This is a genomic window from Pseudothermotoga sp. (genome assembly GCA_025060105.1).
Classification (GTDB): Bacteria; Thermotogota; Thermotogae; order Thermotogales; family DSM-5069; genus Pseudothermotoga_A.
Window position 1 is genome coordinate 284,008 of record JANXCS010000001.1, and the last position, 18,672, is coordinate 302,679.

The following is an 18,672-nucleotide window of genomic DNA, read 5'->3' on the forward strand; positions in this document are numbered from 1 at the left end:
CATGATTCTGTTAAGAAACGTTGTTGTTTATTCGCCACATCCCATTGGAATTAGGGATATTTTAATCGTTGCTGATAAAATCGCTGCGATCGATGAACGTTTGACTGTCAATCTCCCTCATCTCAAGACAATAGATTGTACCAGTAAAATAGCGGTTCCTGGTTTCATCGACAATCATGTACATCTGTTAGGTGGAGGTGGTGAAGGAGGTTTTAGAACTCGAACCCCAGAACTTTCTTTCTCAGAATTGGTGCGCTCTGGAACGACTACAGTCGTTGGATGTCTTGGGACGGACGGCGTAACTAGAAGTTTAGAGTCGCTCTATGCAAAAGCCAAAGCTTTAGAGGAGGAAGGTGTTTCGAGTTACATTTACGTTGGTTCCTACCGAGTCCCACCAGTGACTTTCACAGGTAGTATCATTAAAGATCTCGTCTTGATCGATAAGGTCATAGGTGTTGGAGAGATTGCCATCAGCGATCACAGGTCCTCTCAACCAACGATGGACGAATTGAAACGCCTCGTGTCAGATGCAAGAGTGGGTGGTATGCTGAGTGGTAAAGCTGGATTGGTCAATGTTCATGTCGGAGACGGATCTGCTATGTTAGAACCTCTTTTTCACTTGATCGAAACCACTGAAATACCTGTCACCCAATTTTTGCCAACACACATCAACAGGAATCTTAAACTGCTGGCAGAATCAGCAAAATGGTTAGCGATAGGTGGCACGATAGATTTGACCACGAGTGTATCTGATTTGCTCGAAAAAAGATTGCAACCTTGGTACATTTTCAGCGAACTTTTGAAAGAAGGTTTTGAAAATCAAATCACTTTCAGTTCTGATGGCCAAGGGAGTCTACCTCGTTTCGATGAGGGTGGAAGTTTCGTAGGGCTTGACGTTGGAAAAGTTCGCACGCTCTATGAACAAATGGTGTTGGCTGTGAAGAACGGGGTTTCGCTCGAAAAGGCTTTATTGCCTGTCACGCAAAATGTTGCGAGAATGCTGAAGCTGAATAGGAAGGGTCTAATTTCTGAGGGAATGGATGGAGATATAGTCCTTCTAGATCAAGACTTCAATATAGACACAGTCATAGCAAAAGGCAAGGTTTTGATGCTCAATAAACAACAGCTTGTTAAAGGAACATTTGAAATTTGAGGTAGAATAAGCTTGAGAAAAATTGCACTTGGAGGGGTACTTTTGAGTAAAATTCCAAAGCCTGTCATAAGAAGACTCGCGGTTTATTTGAGGTGCCTCTCGGAGTTGGAAGAGAAAGGCATCAAGCTTGTATCCTCAAAACAACTTGCGTCCATGTTACACATAAAAGACTCCCAGGTGAGGAAGGATCTTTCTTATTTCGGTAATCTTGGTCACAGGGGCATTGGCTACGACGTTAAGGGGTTGGCAAGAAAGTTGCGTGAGGTGCTCGGTTTGTACAAAATTTGGTCAGTGATAATTCTCGGTGCAGGTAACATAGGAAGAGCTTTAGCAAATCATAGGCGTTTAGAGCAAAACAATTTCAAAGTGAAGGCTGTCTTCGATATAGATAAACGAAAGATAGGTAAGCAAATCGCACCTGGTTTGATTGTCAAGAATGTCGACGAGCTCGAACATTTTGTGAGGCAGAATGGGGTAGATATAGCAGTGCTTGCTGTACCTGCAGACGTCGCGAACGAGCTCGCCAACCGCTTGGAGATTTCTGGGGTGAAAGGTATAATATGTTTTGCTCCGACAACTTTGAGTTGTAAGATTCCCGTGGAGTATGTCGACATAACTGTGTTTTTCAAGACACTGGCGCACACCATTGTGAACAGTTCATACAACATATAGTATACTATTGATCAAAGACACAATAAGTAGTATAATCACCCCTGGAAAGGGGGTTTTTTTATGCACGAGCTTGTGAAAAGGTGGCAGAGTATCTCTCCGTCTCAGAATGCTGAAAAGATTCTTAGGGAGAGGTACTATTTGAAAAACCGTGAGGGAGAATACATCGAAAATAGTTGGAATGAGCTTTCGAGGAGAGTTGCGCGTGTCATAGCCAGTGCCGAGCTTGTGAACAATCCGCGCTTGAAGAGCATGTCTCCCGCTGAGTGCTTGGATCACATCAAATATTGGGAGGAATCGTTTTATGAGTTACTTTCGAGTCGAATTTTCATTCCGAACAGTCCGACACTTTTCAACGCAGGAATGGGTGTCGATTTTGAATTACTCTACAAGCCAATCGAGAACATGAAACTTGAAGATTACGAGCAAATAGTTCGTCAAAGGAACCATCTTCATATGCTCTCGGCCTGCTTCGTTGTACCTGTTGAAGACAGTATAGATGGTATTTTTACGGCGGTGAAGGAATTCGCTTTGATCACAAAGGTGGGAGGAGGTATTGGAAGCAATTTCAGTACGTTGAGACCAAACGGTAGTTTCGTTGCTGGAACGCATGGTAAAGCCTCTGGGCCAATAAGTTTCATGCACGTGTTCAACTCTGCCGTTTCTGTTGTTGAGCAAGGTTACAGAAGAAGAGGAGCTTTGATGGGAATTTTGAACATCGATCATCCCGATATCGTTGATTTCATACACGCCAAACGTGGTAACGATGGTGAACGCATACTCAAGTTTTTCAACATATCAGTGGGTATTCCCATGGAACGTGAGGAGCTGCTGAAACTCTACGAGAAAGATGGTTACATCGAGCTTCAACATCCAAAATGGTCTGGAGAGAAACGTATTAGGGTTAGAGAGATCTTCGAAATGATAGCAAGAAATGCTTGGGAAACGGGCGATCCGGGCATGGTGTTTCTTGGTGAGATGAACAAGTACTACGCACTTTACCCGGTGAGGCAAATCATTTCTACAAATCCGTGTGGTGAGATTGGATTGGGTCCATACGAAGCGTGCAACCTTGGATCCATAGATGTTGCAAAGCTCTTCGATGGTACGAAGTTTTACTGGGAAGTGCTTGAGAAAATTGTCAGGGTGGCCGTCAGATTCTTGGATAACGTCATAGATGTGAATGTTTTTCCAATCGATAAAATCGAACGAGCAGTGAAAGAATCAAGAAGGCTCGGTTTGGGTATCATGGGTTTTGCAGATTTACTTTATCAAATGGAGATACCTTACAATTCTGAAGAAGCTCGCTGTTTTGCAAAGAATTTGATGGCTTTCATCTCCTTCCATGCACATGAAGCTTCTTCGGATCTTGGTGAAGAGAAGGGAAACTTCCCTCTCTTTTCTCAGAGCAGGTTTGTGCAACAAGAAGATTTCATACCCTTCTCGATGGACATGAGTGATTACGACGAAGAGATAAAGGAACATTTCAAAACCAGAGCAAAGAGATTCAAGAGAAACGTTGCAGTGCTAGCGATTGCGCCCACAGGGTCTATTTCCAACATAGCTGATACCTCTTCAGGTTTGGAACCAAATTTTCTGCTGGCTTACGTTAGGTACGTGAACAAGCAGAACAGTGGAGAGCGAGAACCCTTGCTCTATGTGAATGAAGTTTTGAGGAAAAAGTTGAACGGAGAGGTTTTGAAAAGAATAGAAGACAAACTTATAGAACAGGGGACTCTGAAAAATCTTGACGTGGACGAAAAATGGAAGAGCATCTTTGTGGTGGCACTGGATATAAGCCCGAAGGATCATCTGCTCATGCAGGAAGCGTTCCAATGTTATGTCGATAACAATATTTCAAAGACCATTAACATGCCAAACTCTTCAACAGTTCAAGATGTTTTGGACATCTATGTCGAGGCTTTAAAGCATAGAATACGCGGTTTGACTGTGTATCGCGATGGTTCATTGAGAACACAGGTTCTTACGGCAACTAAGGCGGCACAAAAGAAAGAAAGCAAGTTACAATTCTTCATTGTAGATGAGAAGCACAAGCTCAGACCGCGCCCAAGGAAAGAAACGTTGAGGAGTGTAACGAGGAAGTACAGAACGCCCGAAGGGACAACTTACATAACTGTTTCTTTCGATGATAACGGAGAAGCCATAGAAATCTTTCTCTCCAACGGCACAGAGATAGCTGAAGCCATAGGAAGACTTTGCTCAATAGCCCTCAGAGCAGGGGTTTCACCGGATGAGATCATAGAACAGTTAATCAAAGTGAAAGGCGGGTACGTGAGGAACGTTGGTATGGAGATCAAGAAAGCGATAGAAGATTTTTCATTGCTCTGGCCATCTTCTTCTGAAAATAACGTTTCAACAGGGACTTTCAAAAGCAATGAGGAGATAGAAAGATTTGTGGAAGCAAACAAACTCGAATGGCGAGAGGGTTACTACGTTGATTCTCTGGGAAACGTTTATTGTCCTGCATGCCTGAGTAAAAACTCTTTGTTCAAACAAGAAGGTTGTATCTCGTGTAGAAGCTGTGGTTGGTCAAGGTGTGGGTGAAAAATAAAGCCGGCCTTTAAGGCCGGCTCACTTTTCTTGCTGTTCTTCAGGTTCAACGAGTTTTCTGAGTTCTTCATCCTTTTCTAGCAAATCTTCCCAGGCTTTGGACACCCGTTCGAACTCTTCTTCAGATTCCACCGAATTTATGTAGAGTCCACCATCCTCGGCCTCTTTAACTTCGAACGGGTAGATATCACCGAACTGCTGGATTTCTCCTTCCTCGTTTACCATGATTTCCTCACAGATCCAGTACTTCTTCGTTCCATCTTCAATTTCTGCAAGCACCACAAAATGATGCTCATGACCTTGTTCATCTGTCAACACGAACACGTCTAGATCCTCTTCTCTCATGTTACCAGCTCCCTTCAAACCGAACAGTAACTAAATAATACCACACTTTCAAAGGAAGCGCTCGAGAGTGTACAAGATAAAGATTCAGTTAAGAAATCAGAAAAGATGAGGAAAGCTGTGAATCGTGTGGTAAAATAATTTCGAAAAGAATCAAAATGATTTCAAGCTCCACTCTATTGTGTGAACACGAACATATTATAGCAGCGCGGGGTGATGAGGATGAAGAGTCTAACGTTGATCCTCTTAATGATTTCAAGCTTTTTATACGCTTATTCGGTGGTTCTTCTCATCACGGGTGAAGTGGCCGGAAATGCTATTTACGAGATGGCCGTATCTGGTGCGAAGAGAGCAGCACAAGATTTTGGATTCGAAGTGAAGGTAGTCGAAGGTGGGTACAACCCTGCTCGTTGGGCAACTTTACTCACAAGCCTGGCTGCTTCGCGAAGTTACGATCTCATAGTGACGTTCACTGAGGGCATGCCGAAAAACGTTGAAACCACGGCCAGAGCTTTTCCGAATCAAAAGATAGTATTGGTAGATGCTATAGCACCGATACTGCCAAACGTGTATTCTGTAGCTTTCAAAGACGAGGAAATGGCATACCTTGCAGGTTATTTTGCCGCCTTGGTGACTAAAAGTGACATGCCTAACGCCAATGAAGATCTCAAAGTGGGCATGATCGCAGGAGATGTTTATCCTGCCATGATGAATAAGATTAAACCTGCATATGAGAAAGGTGTGAAAGATGTCGATCCTAACGCACGCGTGATCTTTTCAGTTGTCGGTAGTTGGGCTGATCCAAGTAAGGGAGCTGAACTTGCACAAGTTCAGTATGAACAGGGTGTCGATGTTATATTCCTCGTAGCCGGAGGTTCGGGCATGGGTGCTGTCAGAAAAGCAAGAGAAATGAGAAAATACGTGATAGGTGTCGATTCGAACTATATTGAGAGAGATCCTGAGGTGATCCTTGCGTGTGCACTGAAGCACATCGACCGAGCCATCTATGAGATTCTGGCGAAGGCGGTGAAAAATCAGCTGAAGTTCGGTACAAGTGAAGTGTGGGGAATTAAAGAAGGAATGATAGGTTTCACGTTCGATGATCCGAACTATTTGAAGAATGTACCGAAGGAAATCAATTTACAAATGTTGAGAGTGTATGAGAAGCTAAAAGAGGGGTTGATCGCACCATTACCGTGAAGCAAGAACCATTGGTTCAAATGTTGGATATTCATAAAACTTTTCACATGTCAGGTGTGAACGCCTTAAAGGCAGTGAACCTTTCTTTACATGCTGGAACTATCCATGTGTTGCTTGGCGCGAACGGCGCGGGGAAAACGACGCTGGCCAGAATTCTATGTGGTGAATTACGACCCGAAACGGGTCGGATCTTACTGAATGGAAAAACTGTCAATTTCAAAAAACCGAGAGACGCGATGCACAACGGTATAGTTTTAGTTCATCAAGATTTACATTTGGTAGACGATTTGACTATTTTTGAAAATATTTTTGTTGGACGAGAACCAAGTAGATCAATCTTTCTCAGCAAGAAAAAAGCTGAAAGCATGATCAAGAAATTCTCCGAGGAATTTGCGTTGCCCCCTCTCAACCTCAGGGTGGAGAATTTAAGTATGTCTGAGAAGCAGAAGATTGAGATAGCACGTGCCTTAATATCTGGTGCGAGAATTTTGATTTTTGATGAACCGACAGTTTATTTGGACGAGGAAGAACAATCAAAGTTGTTCAAGATTATGCAAACTTTGAAAAGATCAGGTTGTGCCATCTTACTAATAACGCATGATATTTATCAAGCTTTGAAAATAGCTGATTTTTTGACGGTGCTGAGAGAAGGTGAAGTGGCTCTGAGCGGTGAAGTTTCACGTTTTACCATTCAGCAGGTTTTGAACGCAATGGGGCTATCTTCAACGAAAGTGGAATCAAAGCGGATTCCAAGGGGGGGAGAAAATCTTCTAGAAGTTCTCGATCTTTCAGTGAAGGTTAAGGGCAAGCTCGTTCTGGACAGATTTTCTCTCAGTTTCAAAGAGGGAGAAATCGTCGGGCTCTTTGGTCTTGGAAAGGACGGTCATTTTGATTTTTTAGATGTGATCATGGGCTTGAAAAAACCATCTTCTGGAAAGGTGATCTTCAAAGGACTAGAGATAACGAATCTTTCAGTCCGAGAGAGAAGAAAACTTGGTATAGCTTATATACCAGAAGATCGCTTAAGCGAAGCAGTGAACCCAACCGCTTCGGTCTTAGAAAACACTGTGGTGAATGTATATCACGAAAAACCTTATTCTAGATTTGGATTTTTAAACTGGCAATCTCTTCAACGATGTGCACTCTCCATGTTACAAGAATTCGGCGTGAAGTTTCAATCGCTCTGGCAACCTGTGAGTACACTTTCGGGGGGAAATCTACAGAGGTTGATTCTCGCTCGTGAATTAGCTCAAAAACCAAAACTCGTTTTAGCTTGTAAACCTACTGCTGGGCTCGACATACAATTTCAAAGTTATGCATCGGAAAAATTCCGAGAAATCAGCTTGAATGGAGCTGTTTTGATCGCTACGAATGATATCGAAGAAGTTGCGAATCTCTGTGATAGAGTGATCGTGTTTTCTAAGGGAAAGGTTAAAAGGATCGTGCTTGTCAGTGGGAGTTTTGTCAAGCAAGACGTTTTTGCCTCGCTCGTTGGTGATAAAAGATGAAAAATCTAAAACTAGTTTTTTCTTCGATGTTGAACATCTTGTTGGCCTTGCTTGTAGGTATGGTTGTACTGCTCTTCATTTCGAAGGAACCCATCGCGACTCTTAAATGGTTCTTTCTTGGTCCTTTCACAAATTTCTATTTTTTCGGAAACATGCTTGCCGCATCGATCCCACTCATTTTTACTGGGTTGGCAGCTTCTGTTGGTTTCCACGCAAATGTGTTCAATCTCGGCTTAGAGGGTCAGTACTATTTTGGAGCGATCGTTGGGACAGTCATCGGCTTGAATGTATCAAAACTTGGTTTGTTTTCGATACCATTCATCATCTTGATGTCTTTCTCTATTGGTTCTTTACTGTTTTTACCTTCGGTTTTGTTGAGATTGAAGTTTGGTTTCAGCGAGCTCATAAGTTCATTCATGATAGGACAGATTTTCATTTATGTGGGAGATTTCTTTCTGAATGGTCCTCTCAGAGACCCTCAAGCTGCTTTGTCAGCTACGAAGTACCTCGACGAAACCGCTAGACTCCCGAAGATTTTGCCACCGTCTAATTTGCATGTTGGATATGTAATAGGAATTGGTTTGTGCTTTCTTGCACATTCGTTGTACAAGCATGCTGTGATAGGTTACGAATTCAAAATGGTGAGAGGAAATCCCCGCTTTGCTAACGTATCCGGTATGAATGTGGCAAAGATTTTGTCGATAGCTGCGATATTCAGTGGAGGACTCGCTGCGATGGGAGGAATGATCGATGTGTTGGGCGTACACGGAAGAGTTGTGCGGGGCTTTTCGCACGGTAACGGATTCAATGGGATAGCGGTTTCACTGTTGGTGAAGAACAAACCTTTGTTGATCGTTTTTTCAGCTTTGTTTTTTGCCTACATGGAAAGTGGTGCGGAGATAGCTTCCATGATGGTCCAAACACCACCCGAAATTTCCAAAGTCATTCAAGGGGTTGTTTTTTGCTTGGTTACTGCCGAAAATGTACTGTTGTGGAGGAAAAAGTATGATCTTGATTCAACTGCTTAGAGCATCGATTTCATCTGCTTTGCCTATAGCAATCGCGGCCGTGGGTGCTTTATACACGCAGTTGGCTGGAAAACTGAACATAGCGATAGAGGGTTTGATGCTTCTCTCTTGCTTCGTTGCGGTTTACGTTGCGGATAGAATCGGCCTGCTCATCGCAGTTTTGAGTGCCATGCTCGTCTCCTGTTTGATATCGGTTGTGGTTTGGTTACTTCACAGATATTTGATGGCGAACATCTTCGTCGTGGGTGTTGGTATCAATATCCTAACCTCAGGATTTGTTGTGCTGCTCTCCTCTACAGTACTTGGTTCAAAGGGTACCGTTTTCTTTGAAAACATCCAGAAGATTCCCATTATACGTGCTAAGTTCTTTGAGAAAAATTCGTTGCTTCAGGCTGTGTTTTCTGGTTACAATGTGCTTGAATTATTTGCCTTGAGTTTAATAGTTGTTTCTTGGTTGGTCGTTAGAAAGACGCCTTTCGGATTACGCTTGAGAGTTTTGGGAAAGAGTGAAACAGTAGCGAGCCATCTTGGATTGAACGTCAACGTGATCAGATTGGCAAGCTTTGTTCTTTGCGGTCTTTTTTGCGGATTAGCTGGTGCCATGCTTTCCCTACCTTTGGGTTTGTTTGTGACAGGCATGACCAATAACAGAGGTTGGCTCGCACTGGTTGCAACTGTTCTGGGTGGGGAGAATCCTTCAACGGTGTTCATCGTGTCCCTCGTTCTTGGTTTAACAATGTCACTTTCAAACAGATTGCAAATCTTTTTGAGATTGCCCGCAGAGATTGTTCTATCCCTACCACTCATCCTGACCCTGTGCGTTGTGCTGCTCCACAATATTTTAAAAACTGTCAGAAGGAGTTGATCAAGGTGAAAAAAAGCGTTTATCACCGGCTTAAAGATTTCCTACCTGAAATGAAAGGTGTCTACGGAGAAATCGCGCGGCATATTGTGGAGAACCCCAACATGGTAATCGAAATGAAGATAACGGACTTTGCCAAAGTCATTCGTGTGTCTCCAGCTTCGTTGGTAGATTTCTGCAAGAAATTGGGCTTTAGTGGTTTTAAAGAATTTCGTCTAGCTCTCGCACAGGAAATAAGTTTACTTGAATCCATGAAACCTGATATGGAGAGAATATCGGATGTATTTCGTAATTATTTTGATTTCGCTGTGAGTGAAGTTAGAGAATCATTGGAGCTTGTCAATGACGAGGCGGTTACGAAGGCCGCGAGCGTGCTGATGAACAGTTCGATCATCGAAATAGTAGCGTACGGTTTTGATACAGTGGCTGCACGTGATTTATTCCTCAAACTCAAACAGTTCGGATTCCATGTGAATTTCTTTGAGAACCCATTCTTGCAGAGTATATCAGCATCTTTTCTCAACAAAGAGTCTTCTCTTGTGGCTATATCCAGTAGTCATTCCTCACGTGATCTTCTGGATGCAGTCAACTATGCGAAAAAAGCCGGGGCGACTGTGATAGCTGTGGCACCTCCAAGCTCAACTGTGATGGATCTGGCGGACGTGTCATTACCGGTGTATGTAAAAACTGAGGTACTGTCTGAGGGTGGTTTTCTAACCAGATTCGTCCAACTTTTCATTGTAGACTTGTTGCTTTTGAAAATGATCGATATGAACAAGCAAAGGTTTAAAGATTTGTACGCACACTTTGAGGAGGTATTGAGGTACAAGAGGAGGGGAGATCGAGGTGTCTTCTGACCTTATCATGACAGTAGATATTGGAACGACAAATGTCAAAATTGCGCTATTCGATTTGGATGGGAATAAAACGTTTCATTTTGAAAGGAGGTGCACTGAAAGCACTTTCAATGGAAGGCACGAGATAGATCCCAGGAAGTGGTGGGTGGCTTTTTCAATAGGTGTGAACAGTGTCGAAGAGAAAATGAAAAGGCACATTCGAGCCATATGTATCAGTAGTCAAGGACCAACGATCGTGCTCGTCGACGAGAATGGAAGGCTGGTTCATAAAGCTGTGAGCTGGCTTGATAACAGGGGAGCAGAACGTATTCATTGGCTAAGAACACAAGGCTTAGATGAACAAACAGCCTCAACCACAGCCAAACTGCTCGAGTTAGCGAAGATTGTAAACGGTAGAACCTATCTGCTTCAACCGAGTGATTACCTTATTTTGAAACTGACAGGTTTGTTCGTCAATGCTACCTTTCACCAGTATGGTTATTCTCCTTGGTACAAGGAAGTTCTAGAGAAGTTCGAGCTCAGTGATACTTTCTTGATTCCAAGCCTAGTTGAACCTTCGAAGGCGATCGGAAGAATTATCAAAAGGGTTGCCAAACATTTTCGATTACCTGAGGAAACGATCGTTGTAGCGGGTGCGCCAGATTTTGCAGCAGCCCTTATAGGTACTGGTACACTCAGACCGGGTATCGTATGTGATAGGGCAGGCACCTCAGAGGGAGTAACTCTCTGCAGCGATGCAAAGATAGATGTTCCTGGGTTGATCACAACACCTTTCTTCATGGGCAATTTTTGGAAAATCAGTGGTGTTTTGACTTCTTCTGGGAAAGCTATCGAGTGGGTTGCAAACAGCGTGGCGCGTTTTAGGAGTATCGAAGAACTTTCCTTATCGAGTATCCGAAGACCCACCGGAGTGATTTTTCTACCACATCTCGTTGGAGAAAGGAGCCCATACTGGAACGAAAACCTGAGAGGGGTTCTCTTCGGACTAGGGCTGGAAGTGAACGCGAAAAGCTTGATTGTTTCTGCCGCGGAAGGTGTTGCTTTTGCTGTGAAGCACATCATCGACGAGATGAAAAAAGCTGGGGCAAAAATTGTGACCATTAGAACGACTGGTGGGCAAGCCAGCAATGAACTTTGGAATCAAATAAAGGCTGACGTACTCGGAATGAATGTAGAGGTCGTTCAACCCGATGCCGAATTGCTCGGCTGTGCGATATTGGCTGCATCTTACTTGATTGAGGAACCTTTCATGCAAATAGCACAGAGACTTGTAAAGGTGAAGAAACACTTCATTCCTGACGAAAAGAAGAACGCTATTTATGACAAGCTGTATCAAATTTATCTCGAATTGCACGAGAGAAATCTCGATCTTTTTGACAAGTTGAAACTTTGTTCAAGCGATAGCTGAGAAAAATTTGACCGCAGCTGATATGTTGGCTTGCGGGTTGTAACCACCTTCTTGAACAACTAAAGTTGGTATTTTAAGTTTTCCTATCGCTTTTCCTATTCGGGCAAAATCATCGTCGTTAAGGGAGAATCCTCCGACCGGATCGTCCTTGTGTGTATCAAAACCGAGAGACACTATGAGTACATCTGGGTAGTAGTCTTTTACCTCTCTGAGCGCTTGGTCGAGCGCTTCTGAGTACTTCGACCAATCGGATTTGGCAGGTAGCGGCAAGTTGATGTTGAAGCCTTCCCCTGGACCTTCACCGGTCTCGCTTTCTCGGCCGCTGATCCACGGGTAGAAAATATCTGGATCTCCGTGTATCGATACGTACAGAACGCGATCAGTACTATAAAAAATATCTTGTGTCCCATTTCCGTGGTGGAAATCCAGATCCAGTATCGCTATCCCATCGGCTCCGTCCTTCAGAAAATAAACTGCTGCAACCGCGGCGTTGTTGAAATAGCAATATCCACCACAAGCGCTGCGCGTCGCATGATGCCCAGGTGGTCGTACGAGTGCATAAACCAAATTTGTCCTTCCAGTGAGCAACGTCGCTGCCGTTAATGTTACATCAACGGCCCTCTTAGCAGATTCAAAAGTAGTGCTGGAAATTGGTGTACCCGTGTCGAAGCAAAGATCGTATCCAAACAACTCTGCTATATATTCTTCGTTTGGCTGAAGCGAGGCGCACTTGTTCTTCAACCATTTCACGTAACGCTCTTCATGGACTAGATAGATATAGCTCATAGGAAAAGTGTTTGGGGAATGTATGTTGTCGAAACCATTCATGATCAAAGCATCTTTAATTGATTCAATACGATCAGGTTTTTCTGGATTTTCTATGAACCTGCCCTTGTCGATCTCTTTCGAAGGTCTATGTAAAACGTGTTTGGGATCGTAAACGATTTTCAGTCTCCCATCATCCTTTCAATCTTTTGTATCCTCTCAGAGTGCCTGCCACCTTCAAAATTCGACGAGAGAAAAGCGTCTACAATCCAATGAGCCAGTTCAATTCCTAAGAACCTACCTGGTAGCACGAGTACGTTCGCGTTGTTGTGCGCCCTTGCGAGTCTAGCCATCTCGGGAAACAAACACAAAGCAGCTCTTATACCCTTGACCCTGTTGGCTGCGATGCTCATACCTATACCAGTACCGCAGATGAGTATACCAAAATCTGTCTTGTTCTCCTTTATATCTTGAACCACTTTTTTAGCGAAATCTGGATAGTCTGCGGCATCTTCCGAATAGGTTCCCTCATCGATAACTTTGATCCCTTTATCAATCAAATAAGCTTTGACGGCTTCTTTTAATCTAAAACCTGCATGATCGCAACCAATAGCGATTCTCATCCATTGCCCTCCAAGAAAAATTTCAAAGCTTCCTCAACGCTCGAATAAATTTTGAAAACCCCTTCAAGCGATGTTATTTTGAAGATTCGTTTCAGATTATCGTGGAGGCCACAGAGCACGAGAGATCCACCGTTCAACCTTGCGGCGCGTTGTAAACCTAAAAGAGCTCCGAGCGCTGAGCTGTCTATATAGTCTACGTCTGAAAGATCCATGATTATGTTGCTCTTTCCAACATTTATGTATGTATCCTTAACGAAATTTTTTAAGTGAGGAGAATTACTCATGTCCATCTCCCCATGAAGTTTAATGACAACAACGTTTTTGAGCTCAACCGCTGTCCAATTTCTGTCATTCATATATACGGATCACTCCCACGACCTTCCCAGTGATCTTCACACGCGAAGGTTCAACTTCTATTGTTTGCATTGAAGCATTCGCTGGTTTAAGCAACACTTTTCCTGACTTGAAATATATCTTCTTTAAAGTTGCTTGATCATTGTCCACTAGCACCGAAACTATATCTCCATTTTCTGCGGTTTCCTGTTTTCTCATCACGACATAATCATTTTCAATGATATGTTCATCGATCATGCTGTCTCCTTTAACTTTGAGGACGTAATACTCAAAACCAACCTTGATTATCTGTTTTGGAACCTCGATCATTTCAATAGCGTGTTCGATCGCTTCAATTGCTGTGCCAGCAGCGATGGTGCCGACGACTGGTAATTTGACAGCTTCCCCCATGTTGAGGAGTTTTATGCTCCTTGCTTTTTTAGAACGCGAGATGTAACCTTTCTTTTCCAATGCAACCAAATGCATCATAGCTCCACGCGGAGTTATGCGAAAAGCTTTAGCTACGTCTCTAATACTTGGTGAGTAACCATGGCTTTCAACGTAAGAAATTATGAAATCCAGAACCTTCTTTTGCCTTTCAGTCAATTGTCTCACGTATCAAACACCACCCTCAAAACGATTTTGTCGGATTTCTCGACACTCAAACCGTGGTACGTGACGGCCTTAAGTTCCGTGCCATCGATTCTTTCAAATTCTCGGAATTTACATACGAGTTTCTCATCTTCAACGTAACAATCCTCCGGGAACAATTTCTTCGACTCCAGTAGGTATATCCAATCATTCACGATGTCAAACACAGCATCCTCTAGACTTTCTGGCAAATCATACTCAACAACGACTTCACGTTCCTTCAATTGCACCGAGTAGTGGTCTTTGAAGATGTTGATGAATTCCTTGAAAAGTTGTTCTTCGCTGTGGCACACTATCTCGTAACGAACATCAGCTGTGTGGTTCAGCTGTCGATACACGTTTCCACCACCGCAAAATGAGACACCTCGTCGGCATCGGAGAGCTCTAGAACCTTGACCCCTTTGGCAGTACGACCCACTACACTTATACTTGAAACTCTGAAGCGTATTGAATGACCATTTTTGGTGAGTACGATCACATCAGATTCTGAGTTTTTGATGAGTTCGGCACCACAAAGAAAGCCGACTTTCTCAACACTTGGCATCGTTTTGATACCGACTCCCCCGCGACTCTGTAACCTGTATTCATTCAAAGGCGTCCGTTTGCCAAAACCTTTTGTTGTTATTGTTAATATTTCTCCCTCATCGTTTGACAGCACAACCATTCCGACAACTTCGTCATCATCGCGGAGTGAGATGGCATTGACACCCATGGCGGAACGCCCCATTTGACGCACTTCTTTGATTGGAAATCTGATCGACATACCTTTTTTCGTTATGATCAAAACTTCCCTATCTTCTTCATTACAAACGCTCGCAGCCACAACAGAATCTCCATCATCAAAAGTTATAGCCCTAATACCGCGTGCCGTCGCATTCTCAAATTCCAAAAGAGGGGTCCTCTTGATCTTGCCTTTTTTTGTCACAAGTACAAGATCACCGTACCAGTTGTTGAACGGTATTATTGTCAATACTGTTTCGCCTTCTTCCAAGTTCAGATAAGCTCTGATAGGTTTACCTTTGCTATCTCTGCTACTGAGTTCAAATTCGTGGTTCTTGAGAACGAATGCTCTGCCATGTGAGCTGACAAAAATTGTTTTGGAGTGAATACGGCTGGCACACACCAGCGCTATTTCATCATCTTCGGCAATCCTTGCACCCAGGATGCCTTTTCCTCCCCTCTTTTGACTTTTATAATCGTTCAGGCTACTCGCTTTTACGTAACCTTTCTCTGTGAGCACGATGACGATGTCTTCATCTGGGATGAGATCTTCAGGGGCGTAATCGAGATCCTCATCGATGTTCACAATTTGTGTCCGCCGCTCATCACCATGCTTGCGTTTCAGCTCCTCAAGTTCATCGTTTATAACTTCGTATACTTTCGCATCGTTTGATATGATTTGCTTGACGAGCTCAATTCTTTTTATGAGATCGGAGTATTCGGACTTTAGCTTCTCGATCTCCAAACTAGTCAGCCTTCCAAGGCGCATGTCTAGAATAGCCTTGGCCTGCTCTTCAGTCACGGCGAGAAGATTGACCAAGTTTTTAATAGCTTCTTCGTTGCTTTTACTGTTTCTGATGATATCCACAACACTTCCTATAGATCTTGCCGCTTTCATTAAGCCTTCCAGTACGTGAGCTCTCTTTGAATAGATCTTCAGTTCATACTCTGCTTTTCTCCTTATTACATTGAACCGATGCTGCACGAAAGCGCGTATCAATTGATGCAAATTCATCAACTTGGGACGGTTGTTGTCTATTACCAGCATTTGAACGTTGAAACTTGCTTGCAAGGAAGTGTGTTTATAAAGGTTGTTCAGAACAAGCTTATAATTCCCATTCTTTGGAATTTCTATGACGATCCTCAAGCCTTTCTTGTCAGATTCATCCCTTACGTTTTTTATCTGAATCTTTGGGTTCTTCTCAGCGTATCGTACTATCTCTTCGATGAGTGCCGCCTTGCTGACTCCATACGGAATCTCACTGATCACTATTTGATCGTGTTTCTTCCCTTCCTCAAAATGGATCTTACTGCGCATGACGATCTTGCCCCTACCTGTTGAGTAGATCTCTCTCAAACTGCCAGCGTTCACTACGATACCACCTGTAGGGAAATCTGGTCCTTTTATGTGGGTCAATAGATCGTCAACGCTGCAGTTAGGATTCCGTATAAAGAACTGTATTGCATTCACAACTTCGATTAAGTTGTGGGGAGGGATGTTCGTTGCCATGCCTACCGCTATGCCAGACGCACCGTTCAGTAATAGGTTTGGAATCTTCGATGGGAGAACTTTCGGTTCTTTCAGGGTACCATCGAAATTGTTCTCCATTTCGATCGTATCTTTATCGATATCTTCGAGCATTTCTTCCGCGATCTTAGACAACTTGGCTTCAGTGTACCTCATGGCTGCCGGTGGATCTTTATCTATAGAACCAAAGTTTCCCTGTCCTATGACCAGAGGATATCTCATCGTGAAGGGCTGTGCCAATCTTACTAGCGCATCGTAAACAGCCATGTCACCGTGTGGGTGGTACTTTCCGAGTACTTCACCCACGATCCTTGCGCATTTCTTCGATTGTGAATTGTGTGAGAGGCCAAGTTCATGCATTACATAAAGTATCCTTCTTTGAACGGGCTTCAGACCATCTCGAACATCGGGTATAGCACGTCCTATAATGACGCTCATGGAATAATTCATGTACTGTTGTACCAGCTCGTCTTCTATGTTCTTCGTGAGGATCTCAGACATCTCTCTTACCTCCTATGAAACTTTCGAACCGGGGGCCGCACCACCATCGATGGTGATCAATCTGACTTGATCCTTATCGTGCGCTGCCAAAAGCATGCCCTGTGACTCTACACCCATAAGTTTGGCTGGTTTAAGGTTCGCAACGACCACAATGTTCTTACCGATCAGTTGATCCGGTTCATAATACTTCGCGATGCCCGCGACGATCTGTCTCACACCAAGTTCCCCAAGATCCACCAAAAGTTTGAGCAACTTTTCTGATCCCTTGATCCTCTCAGCTGAAAGTATTTTCGCCACCCTGAGATCGACCTTTTTAAAATCGTTGATATCCAAGAGTGCAACATCGGTGCTTTTTTCCTCAGATTGAACTTTTTGATCGGCTTTCAATTCTACTTTTTGAAAGAGAGGGGCACCATGATTGATTTTCTGCCCACTGTTTATCGTGTTCCACACCTTCAAATGCGCTGCTTCAGGTTCGATCCTTTCGCCGAGCCTACGCAGCACTTCTTGTGAAGAGTTTGGCATGATTGGATAGAACATGATCGCAACCTTTTTGATGGTTTCACAAACGTTGTAAAGAACTGTTGCGAGTTTCTCCGTTTGACCTTGTTTCACTAAAAGCCACGGTTTGCACTCATCGAAGTACTTGTTGGCCAGAGCCAAGATTTCCATAACGGTTGCAACGGCTTCAGTTATTTGATAGCTATCCATTTGAGATAAATATTGTTCAATCTTAGCAAGCACCTGTTTTATGAACCGTTCATCCTCGGTATCGAATCGCCCAGGTTTGGGCATTGAGGAATCAAAATGTTTTTCAATCATTGCTGAAGTTCTATGTAACAAATTTCCATAATCGTTTGCGAGGTCCGAGTTGAGCCTGTTTATGAGTCCTTTCTCCGAGAAATCTCCATCTTTACCAAAGACGATCTCTCTGACTAGATAGAACCTCAACACATCGTTGCCGTACTTTTCAACGAAGTATTTTGGATCTATGGCGTTACCCAAAGATTTAGAAATTTTCTGACCATCCACCGTGAGCCATCCATGCGCGAATACAGTTTTAGGTAAAGGTAGTCCCACAGACATCAACATCGCAGGCCAAATGATGGAATGGAACCTGTTTATCTCCTTACCTATCAAGTGCAAATCGGCGGGCCAAAATTCGTTGAACTTCTCGATATCTGCAGGATAGCCTATGGCTGAAACATAATTTATGAGTGCATCTACCCACACGTAAATGACATGTTGTGGATCATCCGGCATTGGAACACCCCAACTGAATGTTGTCCTTGTTATACTCAAATCCTTGAGCCCTGACTCAAGAATCTTCAGCATTTCATTCCTTCGGAAATCAGGTTGCACAAATTCTGGATGCTTTCTGTAGTGCTCCAAGAGTGCATCACGGTACTTCGAAAGCCTAAAGAAATAGTTTTCTTCACTGACGAACTTCACTTCTCTCCCACAGCTAGGACAAGTGTGGTTTGGTCCCACCTCATCCTCGCTCCAATAACTTTCACAAGGAACGCAGTACCAACCCTCGTAGATTCCTTTGTACACGTCACCATTCTGGATCATTTTCTTAACGAAGTACTGCACCACAGCCATGTGATTTGGATCTGTGGTCCTTATGAAACCATCGTTGGTTATCTGCAGTTTCTCCCAGAGTTTTTTGAATTTTGCCGCGAGTTCGTCACAGAATTCTTGTGGTTCTTTGTTGGCCATCTTGGCAGCTTGAAAAACTTTTTGTCCATGCTCGTCGGTTCCCGTGAGGAAAAAAACTTTGAAGCCCATCATGCGCTTGTAGCGAGCGATTATGTCGGCTATGATTGTCGTGTAAGCACTGCCTACATGGGGTTCAGAATTCACATAGTATATGGGTGTCGTGATATAGAATTTCAAAAGTTCCACCTCCAAAATGATCCTGAATCGATTTTACACCCAAACTTTGGAGTT

17 protein-coding genes are annotated in these 18,672 nt (G+C 43.4%); 9 read left to right on the forward strand and 8 right to left on the reverse strand.

Annotated features, from left to right (window positions below; translation table 11 throughout):
- Window position 1 precedes the first annotated feature (1 nt).
- From iadA to NZ875_01450, 3 genes are read left to right on the forward strand one after another with little or no spacing between them, the layout of a single operon-like run.
- Entirely contained in the window at window positions 2-1,153 is a 1,152-nt protein-coding gene (gene iadA / locus NZ875_01440; GenBank protein ID MCS7174401.1) for a beta-aspartyl-peptidase, read from the forward strand.
- A 42-nt stretch (window positions 1,154-1,195) separates the two neighbouring features.
- Entirely contained in the window at window positions 1,196-1,825 is a 630-nt protein-coding gene (locus tag NZ875_01445; protein ID MCS7174402.1) for a redox-sensing transcriptional repressor Rex, read from the forward strand.
- A gap of 60 nt (window positions 1,826-1,885) precedes the next feature.
- Complete coding sequence (locus NZ875_01450) at window positions 1,886-4,387, forward strand: adenosylcobalamin-dependent ribonucleoside-diphosphate reductase (protein ID MCS7174403.1); 2,502 nt, start codon at window positions 1,886-1,888, stop codon at window positions 4,385-4,387.
- A gap of 27 nt (window positions 4,388-4,414) precedes the next feature.
- Here the strand turns inward: NZ875_01450 and NZ875_01455 are convergent, their stop codons facing one another.
- On the reverse strand, window positions 4,415-4,738 hold the full coding sequence (locus NZ875_01455) for a DUF1292 domain-containing protein (protein ID MCS7174404.1): 324 nt from the start codon (window positions 4,736-4,738) through the stop codon (window positions 4,415-4,417).
- Between the two features lie 219 nt (window positions 4,739-4,957).
- Here NZ875_01455 and NZ875_01460 point away from each other — a divergent pair, with 219 nt between their 5' ends.
- The 6 genes from NZ875_01460 to NZ875_01485 are packed head-to-tail and all read left to right on the forward strand — an operon-like array spanning window position 4,958 to window position 11,598.
- Window positions 4,958-5,935 (forward strand): BMP family ABC transporter substrate-binding protein, encoded by a 978-nt coding sequence (locus NZ875_01460; protein ID MCS7174405.1) that lies wholly within the window; start codon window positions 4,958-4,960, stop codon window positions 5,933-5,935.
- Between the two features lie 56 nt (window positions 5,936-5,991).
- Window positions 5,992-7,443 carry an ATP-binding cassette domain-containing protein gene (locus NZ875_01465; protein MCS7174406.1) on the forward strand — a complete coding sequence of 484 codons (1,452 nt, stop codon included), beginning with the start codon at window positions 5,992-5,994 and terminating at the stop codon, window positions 7,441-7,443.
- Window positions 7,444-7,469: 26 nt separating this feature from the next.
- Entirely contained in the window at window positions 7,470-8,471 is a 1,002-nt protein-coding gene (locus NZ875_01470) for an ABC transporter permease (GenBank protein ID MCS7174407.1), read from the forward strand.
- Window positions 8,449-9,336, forward strand: coding sequence for an ABC transporter permease (locus NZ875_01475; protein ID MCS7174408.1), 888 nt, complete (start codon window positions 8,449-8,451; stop codon window positions 9,334-9,336). Before NZ875_01470 ends, NZ875_01475 begins: the two co-directional genes overlap by 23 nt.
- A gap of 5 nt (window positions 9,337-9,341) precedes the next feature.
- Window positions 9,342-10,190, forward strand: a complete 849-nt coding sequence (locus tag NZ875_01480; GenBank protein MCS7174409.1) for a MurR/RpiR family transcriptional regulator — start codon at window positions 9,342-9,344, stop codon at window positions 10,188-10,190.
- Window positions 10,180-11,598: an FGGY-family carbohydrate kinase gene (locus NZ875_01485; GenBank protein MCS7174410.1), complete on the forward strand. Its 1,419-nt coding sequence runs from the start codon at window positions 10,180-10,182 to the stop codon at window positions 11,596-11,598. Before NZ875_01480 ends, NZ875_01485 begins: the two co-directional genes overlap by 11 nt.
- Here NZ875_01485 and NZ875_01490 read toward each other — a convergent pair.
- Genes NZ875_01490 through metG form a run of 7 tightly spaced genes read right to left on the reverse strand, consistent with a single transcriptional unit; the run spans window position 11,584 to window position 18,618 of the window.
- Entirely contained in the window at window positions 11,584-12,549 is a 966-nt protein-coding gene (locus tag NZ875_01490; protein MCS7174411.1) for a histone deacetylase family protein, read from the reverse strand. The two genes, NZ875_01485 and NZ875_01490, sit on opposite strands and share 15 nt — an antisense overlap.
- A complete protein-coding gene (gene rpiB / locus NZ875_01495) occupies window positions 12,546-12,986 on the reverse strand; it encodes a ribose 5-phosphate isomerase B (protein MCS7174412.1) in 441 nt (146 codons plus the stop codon). Before rpiB ends, NZ875_01490 begins: the two co-directional genes overlap by 4 nt.
- On the reverse strand, window positions 12,983-13,342 hold the full coding sequence (locus NZ875_01500) for an STAS domain-containing protein (GenBank protein ID MCS7174413.1): 360 nt from the start codon (window positions 13,340-13,342) through the stop codon (window positions 12,983-12,985). The genes rpiB and NZ875_01500 overlap by 4 nt, the downstream gene beginning before the upstream one ends.
- Window positions 13,335-13,934, reverse strand: coding sequence for a transcriptional repressor LexA (gene lexA / locus NZ875_01505; GenBank protein MCS7174414.1), 600 nt, complete (start codon window positions 13,932-13,934; stop codon window positions 13,335-13,337). The genes NZ875_01500 and lexA overlap by 8 nt, the downstream gene beginning before the upstream one ends.
- Window positions 13,931-14,308: an archease gene (locus NZ875_01510; protein MCS7174415.1), complete on the reverse strand. Its 378-nt coding sequence runs from the start codon at window positions 14,306-14,308 to the stop codon at window positions 13,931-13,933. The genes lexA and NZ875_01510 overlap by 4 nt, the downstream gene beginning before the upstream one ends.
- Window positions 14,293-16,719, reverse strand: coding sequence for a DNA gyrase subunit A (gyrA, locus tag NZ875_01515; protein ID MCS7174416.1), 2,427 nt, complete (start codon window positions 16,717-16,719; stop codon window positions 14,293-14,295). Before gyrA ends, NZ875_01510 begins: the two co-directional genes overlap by 16 nt.
- A 12-nt stretch (window positions 16,720-16,731) precedes the next feature.
- A complete protein-coding gene (gene metG / locus NZ875_01520) occupies window positions 16,732-18,618 on the reverse strand; it encodes a methionine--tRNA ligase (protein ID MCS7174417.1) in 1,887 nt (628 codons plus the stop codon).
- Window positions 18,619-18,672 lie beyond the last annotated feature (54 nt).

What these genes read in the sequence shown, in the direction of transcription:
- iadA (MCS7174401.1), top strand. Translation starts at nt 2, where the DNA reads ATGATTCTGTTAAGAAACGTTGTTGTTTATTCGCCACATCCCATTGGA.
- NZ875_01450 (MCS7174403.1), top strand. Translation starts at nt 1,886, where the DNA reads ATGCACGAGCTTGTGAAAAGGTGGCAGAGTATCTCTCCGTCTCAGAAT.
- NZ875_01455 (MCS7174404.1), bottom strand. Translation starts at nt 4,738, where the DNA reads ATGAGAGAAGAGGATCTAGACGTGTTCGTGTTGACAGATGAACAAGGT.
- NZ875_01460 (MCS7174405.1), top strand. Translation starts at nt 4,958, where the DNA reads ATGAAGAGTCTAACGTTGATCCTCTTAATGATTTCAAGCTTTTTATAC.
- NZ875_01470 (MCS7174407.1), top strand. Translation starts at nt 7,470, where the DNA reads ATGTTGAACATCTTGTTGGCCTTGCTTGTAGGTATGGTTGTACTGCTC.
- NZ875_01475 (MCS7174408.1), top strand. Translation starts at nt 8,449, where the DNA reads ATGATCTTGATTCAACTGCTTAGAGCATCGATTTCATCTGCTTTGCCT.
- rpiB (MCS7174412.1), bottom strand. Translation starts at nt 12,986, where the DNA reads ATGAGAATCGCTATTGGTTGCGATCATGCAGGTTTTAGATTAAAAGAA.
- NZ875_01500 (MCS7174413.1), bottom strand. Translation starts at nt 13,342, where the DNA reads ATGAATGACAGAAATTGGACAGCGGTTGAGCTCAAAAACGTTGTTGTC.
- gyrA (MCS7174416.1), bottom strand. Translation starts at nt 16,719, where the DNA reads ATGTCTGAGATCCTCACGAAGAACATAGAAGACGAGCTGGTACAACAG.